Source organism: Falsiroseomonas oryzae (assembly GCF_027856955.1).
Classification (GTDB): Bacteria; Pseudomonadota; Alphaproteobacteria; order Acetobacterales; family Acetobacteraceae; genus Falsiroseomonas; species Falsiroseomonas oryzae.
Map to the genome: position 1 here is coordinate 1 of NZ_JAPSMD010000293.1, position 6860 is coordinate 6860.

Below are 6860 nucleotides of genomic sequence, written 5' to 3' on the forward strand. Positions count from 1 at the left end.
GCCGCTGCGCGCGGCCGAGCAGCGCCGCCTCCGGCTCCAGCACGATGAAGCGAGCGCCGGCGGCCGGCCGGCCGAAGCGGGAGGTGAAGTCGAGCGGCTTGCCGAGCAGCACCACCAGGTCGGCCTCCGGCAGCAGCTCGGTGAAGGCACCGAGCGAGGGATCGGCCAGGCCGCGCGGCGAGTTCATCGGCACCGTCGGCAGCCCGCTCGCCGCCTCCAGCGCGGACAGCGCTGCGATCCCCGCGGGGGTGCAGAGGGCGGGCGGCGCCAGCAGCAGCGGGCGGGCGGCGGAGGCGATGGCCTCCGCGACGAGCCGCGCCGTCGCCGCCGGCAGCGCCATCGGCGCGGGCTCGCCGGTGACGACGTCGGGCAGGGTGATGTCGCCGGTCTGCGCCTCGAGCAGGTCGGTCGGCAGGCTGACATGCACGGGTCCCGGCCGGCCGGAGCGCGCCAGGGTGATAGCGCGGGCGATGTCGGCATGCAGGCCGGTGGCGGACTGCGCCGTCCAGGATGCCTTGGCCACCGGGGCGGCCATGGCGGCCTGCGGCAGCTCCTGGAACGCGCCATTGCCCAGCTCGGCCAGCGGCGCATGACCCGAGAGCAGCAGCACCGGCACCTCGCCGGCCAGCGCGGTGGGCAGCGCGGCGACGGCATTGGCGTGGCCCTGCCCGCCGGTCACCAGCGCCACGCCGGCGCGGCCGGTCAGGCGGGCATAGGCATCGGCCATGTGGACGGCGGCGGCCTCGTGCCGTGTGTGCACGATCTCGATGCCCGAGCCGATCAGGGCGTCGAACACCTCCATGATGTGATTGCCCGAGAGGGTGAAGATCCGGGTGACCCCGGCGGCCTGGAGGCCACGCACCAGCAGGTCGGCGCCGCGCTGTTTCATTTTCTGGACACTCCGGGAACTTGTGTCTGATACAAGACCATGCAAGCCTCTGATCAGGCAAGAGGAGCTGTTCCGGGTGGAGCAAGGAACCCTGCGGGTCTCGGTCTGGCGCGGCGACGCAGCGGGCGGCGCGCCGCAGTTCTACGAGGTGCCGGCGCGGGCCAACCAGACCGTGCTGGACGTCGTCACCCACATCCAGCGGGAGATCGACCCCTCCCTCGCCTACCGCTTCGCCTGCCGCGTCGGCATGTGCGGCAGCTGCGCCATGGAGGTGAACGGCCGCGCGCGCTGGACCTGCCGGACGCATGTGAAGAAGGTCGCGCAGGACGGCACGCTGGAGCTGCGGCCGCTGGCCAACCTGCCGGTGATCCGCGACCTCGCCACGGACATGGCGCCTTTCTTCGACAAATGGGCGCGCGCCCGCGGCACCTTCCAGCCGAAGGACGCGCCGGACGGCGCCGTGCCGGCCGAATTCCACATCGTCCCGCCGGCCACGCCGAAGCGCCAGGCCGCGGATGCCGGCATCGAGTGCATCGGCTGCGGCGTCTGCTACGCCAGCTGCGACATCGTCGCCTGGAACCCGGAATACCTCGGCCCGGCCGCGCTGAACCGCGCCTGGACGCTGGTGAACGACGTGCGCGACGGCGCGCGGCAGGAGAGGCTGGCGGTGGTGGCGGGCGATGCGGGCTGCCACGCCTGCCACTCCACGCAGTCCTGTACCGAGCGCTGCCCGAAGGGCATCGACCCTTCCGGGGCAATCGCCGGGCTCAAGCGCACGCTGTTCTGGAACGTGTTCGGGGTCTCGCGGTGAGTACGCGCGGCGGCACGCATCTCTGGGTCGCGCAGCGCGTCACGGCGATGTTCCTCGCCGTGGCGGTGCTGGTGCATCTGGCCACCATCCTGGTCGCGGTGCGCGGCGGGCTCTCCGCCGCGGAGATCCTCGGCCGCACCCGCGGCAGCGCGGCATGGCTTGCCTTCTACGCCGTCTTCGCGCTGGCGGCCGGGCTGCACGGCGCCATCGGGCTGCGCGGCATCGCGGCGGAGTGGCTCGGCTGGCGCGGCCGCGGCTTCGACGCGGCGTGGCTGACCATCGGCCTGCTGACGGCGATCTTCGGCATCTACGCGGCACTCGGGCTCTACGCGGCATGAGGCTCGATCCGCGACCGCGCTCGCACCCGACCTATGTGGCCTTCCTGGTGCACCGCATCTCCGGCCTGCTGCTGGCGCTGTTCCTGCCGCTGCATTTCTGGGCGCTGTCGCAGGCCATCAACGGGGAGGCGGCGCTGGAAGGCTTCCTGCGCTGGACCGACAACGCGGTGCTGAAGGCGGCGGAGACCATGCTGGTCGTCCTGCTCGCCGCGCATCTGGCCGGCGGCCTGCGCGTGCTGGCGCTGGAATTCCTGGGCTGGCGCAGCAGCCAGAAGACCCTGGTGGCGGCCTCGGCCGGCGTCTCGCTGGCGGCCGGCCTGCTGTTCCTCTTGAATGTGGTCTGAGGCGCTGATCCTCTCGGCGGGCTGCTTCGTCGCGGCCTTCTGCGCCGGCATGGCGGGCTTCGCCTTCGTGCTGGTGGCGGCGGGGATCCTGCTGCACTTCATCCCGCCCACCGTCACCGCCCCGGTGCTGGTGCTCGGCAGCCTCTTCGTGCAGTCGCTCGCCATGCCGACCGTCTGGCGCGACATCGCCTGGCCACGCATGCGGCTCTATGTCGCGGCGGCGACGCTCGGCGTGCCGGTCGGGCTGCTGATCCTGGCCTTCGGCCCGGCGCGGGCCATCGTCATGGGCGTGGGCGTGCTGCTCATCGTCTATGCCGGCTATGCGCTGGCGCGCATGGCGCTGCGGCAGGCGCCGTCCCGCTTCACGGCGGCGCCGCCGGCCGACGCCGCGGTGGGCTTCGCCAGCGGCATCCTCGGCGGCATCGGCGGCTATGTCGGCGCGCTGCCGGCCATGTGGGCCGACATCCAGGGCATGGACAAGCGCGACGCCCGCGCGCTGATGCAGCCCTTCATCGTCTTCATGCAGGCGATCACCACGCCGGGCCTGTTCTTCGGCGGCTTCCTGACAGAGGAGGCGCTGCTGATGACCGCCTCCGCCGTGCCGGCCATGCTGGCCGGAACCTGGCTCGGCGTGCGGGCCTACAAGGTGATCCCCGCCCAGGGCTTCCGCCTGGTATTGCTGGGGCTGCTGCTGGTCTCGGGCGTATCGCTGGTGATCTGAGGGAACGCATCCATGACGGTCATGACCAAGCCTGAGGTGCTGCACGTCGCGCCGGACGCCATCGAGGAAGCGGCCAAGCTGCTCTACATCCGCGCGCTGAAGATCCTGCCCGATGACATCAAGGCCGGCTTCACGCGCCTCGACGCCAGTGAGACCGACGGCACCGCGAAGGCCATCCTGGCCACGATGATCGAGAACATCGGCGTCGCCGAGCGCACCGACAACCTGCTCTGCCAGGACACCGGCATCCCGATCTTCAACGTGGAGATCGGCCGCAACGTCGAGGTGGATGGCTGGGCGCTGAAGCAGGCGATCCGGCGGGGGACCGAGCGCGCGACGAAAGAGCACCCGCTGCGCAGCTCCGTGGTGCACCCGATCACCCGGAAGAACGAGCACACCAGCTGTGGCGCGCATGTGCCGGTGATCAACATCGACTTCGTCGAGGCCGACCGCGTCCTGAAGCTGGAGATGATCCCGAAGGGCTCGGGAAGCGAGAATGGCAGCTTCCTGCAGATGCTGATCCCGGCGGATGGCCTTGCCGGGGTGAAGCGCTTCGTCGTGGATGCGGCGATGAAGGCAGGCGGCAAGGTCTGCCCGCCGGTGATCATGGGGGTGGGTGTCGGCGGCACCTCCGACCTCTGCATGCACCTGGCCAAGGTCGCGGCGACGCGCCCGCTCGGGTCGCGCTGCGCCGATGCGGAAGGCGCCGCGCTGGAGGAAGCGCTGTCGGACGCGGTGAACAGCCTGGGCATCGGCCCGCAGGGGCTGGGCGGCGACAGCACCGCCTTCGCCGTGCATGTCGAGGTCGCGGCGACGCACATCACGATGAACCCCGTCGCGGTGAACATCCAGTGCCACAGCGCCCGGCGCGCGAGCGCCACCTTCACGCCGGACGGCGTGGCGATCGGCTTCTGAATGGCGGAGATCGTCGCGGCCGGCCCCGCCGACCGCCCGGCGCTCGTCGCGCTGCTGGCGGAGATGGCGCGCTTCTACGCGGAGAAGCGCGACGCGCTGACCCTGGCCGAGGCGGCGGTTGCGCTCACCTCCCCGGCCGGCAAGGCCGGGCCCTTCTGCCTTCTCGCGCGGCGGCAGGGCGCGGCGGCGGGCTTCGTCTCGCTGTCCGGCTTCTTCCCGGCCTTCGACTTCACCTGGGGCCTGCTGCTGAAGGACGTGTTCGTCGCGGAGGCGCAGCGCGGCACGGAGACGGCGCGGGAGCTGATGACGGCCGCCGCCGGCTTCGCCGCGCGCGGCGGCTACTCGCGCCTGGACTGGACGACGGATGGCACCAACGCCCGCGCCCAGGCCTTCTACCGCGCCATCGGCGTGCCCGTGGCCGACAAGCTGCTCTACCGCCTGGACGGCGCGCGGCTGGCCTCCGCCGCGCGCGGTACCTGGCCCGCCCGCATCACGGAGTGACGCGCATGACCCACCACGTGCTGCACATGCCCTGCACCGAGGCCGACATCCGCAAGCTGCGCGTCGGCGACACCGTCACGCTGCAGGACACGCTGTTCGGCATCCGCGACGCGACGCAGATCCACATGTTCGATCATGGCCGCCGCACGCGCTTCGACCTGAAGGGCCATGCCGTGATCCACACCGCGCCCAACGTGCGCAAGGTGGACAAGCGCGGCACCAACGACAGCGGCTACGAGGCGATCTGCGTCGGCACTACGACATCCGACCGGATGGAGCGCTTCACGCGCCCGCTGATGGAACGCGAGGGCGTGCGCATCGTCATCGGCAAGGGCGGGCTGCGGGAGGAGTCGCAGCGCGCCTTCCAGGAGCTGGGCGGCTGCTACCTGGCGGTCATCGGCGGCGCGGCGGCGCTGGAGACCACCTGGATCGAGGCGATCGAGGATGTGGACCTGGACGACCTCAATCCCGAGAGCCTCTGGCGCTTCCGCATCCGCGACTTCGGGCCGCTGATCGTCGCCATGGATTCGCATGGCGGCAGCCTGTACGCCGAGGTCCAGCAGAAGGTGCAGGACCGCCGCGCCGCGGCACTGGCGAAGCTGGGGGTGGGGTGATGGTGCAGCGGCGTCTCCGCTGGCTCGGCAGCACCATGTCGCGCCGCGGCTCGCTACGGCCGACTGAGGATGGTTGCCTGGAACGGCTGCGTCGCGTTCCGACCTTGCACGATCTCGATATCCATCTTGATCCACACGCGGCTCTCGATATCGAGCCACCATATGTAATGAACGAGATACAGGCCCGGAACGACGTTTCGCTGTGTTTGGCGAACCACAAGGGTGTCGCGCGCCACACCGGCGATGTTGATGCGTTCCGCCCGTTCCACACTCCAGCTTTCGGAGAATTGCTCGCGCGCCCCCGAAGGCTGCGTTCCCGTGTAGTCGAACGCTGCCGTTCTGCCGGGAGAGAGCGGCCACAGCGAAGACAACCCGCGCCGAAATGCCGGCTCATAGCTGAAGGGCATGATGCGAAGGCCATACATGAAACGCTGCTGTTGGCCGGCCTGCGTCGTACGGAGGCACACCGCGGGATCAGCGGGATCCGGGCCGTCCCAAGTGAAGGAAGCACCCGTGTTGTATCTCACGCGGGTCCCTGCTGCGGGGCACTGAAACGGGATCGGCGCAGGCGCTGGAATCGGCGTTGCGCCCGCGGATGCGACGACCGGCGCGGTTCCGCCACCTCTCGTTTCGGGCTGGCAGCCTGCCAGCAGGACCGTACCCATGAGAAGGGCGGCAACGCGGCGCATCTGACATCTACCCCCCAGATATCAGGCCGATCTTGGACGCGAAACATTCGCGGTTACAAGCATTACTGCAACAAATGCTTCTTGTGAGATCGGAAACCCGCGGCCGCCATGTTGCCGATGACCGGCGCGAGGACGACCAACCCCTGTCCCTCAGGCCAGGATTGGAGCGGGGCCGCCGCGGCGCTGGCGAAACTGGGCGTGGGGTGATGCCCCCACGCCCCGCCTCAGCGCCCCTGCCCCGGGACGGTGATGTTGATCGCCGTCCACCCGGTGCTGTTGGGCGTGCCGCGCTGCACCACGCGCTGCGCCGCGATCATGGCGCGCGCGCCGGCGTCGTAAGCGAAGGTCCACAGCTCCTGGTAGCCGGGCATGACCGTGGTGTTCACGCTCTCGATCGTCAGCACCTGGCGCTGCAGGCCGGAGACGTCCATCACCCCCGCCCCGGTGACACGCCAGCTGGTGTTGAAGGCGACGAGCTGGCCGTCGGCTGCGCTCACCTCGTGCTCGTAGCTGGTGGCCTGGCCGGGCGCGAGCGGCCAGAGGCGCCCGAGGTTGCTGCGCACATTGGCGAAACTCGGCGTCGGCAGGTCCACCCAGCCCGCCAGGCTCTCGAAGGTGCCGCCGCGGCCATCGGCGACGAGGCACACGAAGGGGTCGGTCGGGCTCGTGCCGGCATAGCGCACCACCTGCCCGCCATCGGTCTGGATGGTGGTGCCGGCCGCCGGGCACTGGAAGCCCGGCGGCGCCTGGCCGGCAGCGAGCCCGGGTCCCTGCGGCCCCGCCGCGCAACCTGCCAGGCCCGCCACTGCCAGCACCGCCATCGCGATCTGCCTGGACATGCGAACCTCCCCCTGCCTGCGGCCCAAAGGAGGGCTTCCGTGACGACGCTTTGCAAGCCGGAACAGTATCCGAACAGGGCGGGATGCGCGGGACGCGCCCTGGCCGCCGCGCTGGCGCTGGCGCCGCTGCTGCTGGCCGCACCGGCCGCGGCGCAGCCCGCCCAGCCCTCCCCGCCGCCGCAGGAGGATTGCGGCTGCG

10 protein-coding genes are annotated in these 6860 nt (G+C 71.0%); 7 read left to right on the forward strand and 3 right to left on the reverse strand.

The features are described from left to right. Positions 1-889 (reverse strand): thiamine pyrophosphate-binding protein (locus tag OZN99_RS22010; protein ID WP_270937400.1); only part of this gene is annotated, 889 nt, incomplete at its 3' end. A 76-nt stretch (positions 890-965) separates the two neighbouring features. Here OZN99_RS22010 and OZN99_RS22015 point away from each other — a divergent pair. From OZN99_RS22015 to OZN99_RS22045, 7 genes are read left to right on the forward strand one after another with little or no spacing between them, the layout of a single operon-like run. Continuing rightward, positions 966-1700 carry a succinate dehydrogenase/fumarate reductase iron-sulfur subunit gene (locus OZN99_RS22015; protein WP_270937401.1) on the forward strand — a complete coding sequence of 245 codons (735 nt, stop codon included), beginning with the start codon at positions 966-968 and terminating at the stop codon, positions 1698-1700. Continuing rightward, on the forward strand, positions 1697-2038 hold the full coding sequence (locus tag OZN99_RS22020) for a succinate dehydrogenase (RefSeq protein WP_270937402.1): 342 nt from the start codon (positions 1697-1699) through the stop codon (positions 2036-2038). The genes OZN99_RS22015 and OZN99_RS22020 overlap by 4 nt, the downstream gene beginning before the upstream one ends. Further along, positions 2035-2382, forward strand: a complete 348-nt coding sequence (locus tag OZN99_RS22025; protein ID WP_270937403.1) for a succinate dehydrogenase — start codon at positions 2035-2037, stop codon at positions 2380-2382. The genes OZN99_RS22020 and OZN99_RS22025 overlap by 4 nt, the downstream gene beginning before the upstream one ends. Continuing rightward, complete coding sequence (locus tag OZN99_RS22030; protein ID WP_270937404.1) at positions 2372-3103, forward strand: sulfite exporter TauE/SafE family protein; 732 nt, start codon at positions 2372-2374, stop codon at positions 3101-3103. Before OZN99_RS22025 ends, OZN99_RS22030 begins: the two co-directional genes overlap by 11 nt. A 12-nt stretch (positions 3104-3115) precedes the next feature. Next, positions 3116-4018 carry a fumarate hydratase gene (locus OZN99_RS22035; protein ID WP_270937405.1) on the forward strand — a complete coding sequence of 301 codons (903 nt, stop codon included), beginning with the start codon at positions 3116-3118 and terminating at the stop codon, positions 4016-4018. Continuing rightward, positions 4019-4519 carry a GNAT family N-acetyltransferase gene (locus OZN99_RS22040; RefSeq protein WP_270937406.1) on the forward strand — a complete coding sequence of 167 codons (501 nt, stop codon included), beginning with the start codon at positions 4019-4021 and terminating at the stop codon, positions 4517-4519. 5 nt (positions 4520-4524) lie between these two features. Then, positions 4525-5133: a fumarate hydratase C-terminal domain-containing protein gene (locus OZN99_RS22045; RefSeq protein WP_270937407.1), complete on the forward strand. Its 609-nt coding sequence runs from the start codon at positions 4525-4527 to the stop codon at positions 5131-5133. A gap of 53 nt (positions 5134-5186) precedes the next feature. On the opposite strand, the gene OZN99_RS22050 is transcribed toward OZN99_RS22045, so the two are convergent. Together OZN99_RS22050 and OZN99_RS22055 are read right to left on the reverse strand one after the other, a co-directional pair. Beyond that, positions 5187-5660: a hypothetical protein gene (locus tag OZN99_RS22050; protein ID WP_270937408.1), complete on the reverse strand. Its 474-nt coding sequence runs from the start codon at positions 5658-5660 to the stop codon at positions 5187-5189. Positions 5661-6046: 386 nt separating this feature from the next. Continuing rightward, positions 6047-6661: a hypothetical protein gene (locus OZN99_RS22055; RefSeq protein WP_270937409.1), complete on the reverse strand. Its 615-nt coding sequence runs from the start codon at positions 6659-6661 to the stop codon at positions 6047-6049. Positions 6662-6860: the final 199 nt, after the last annotated feature.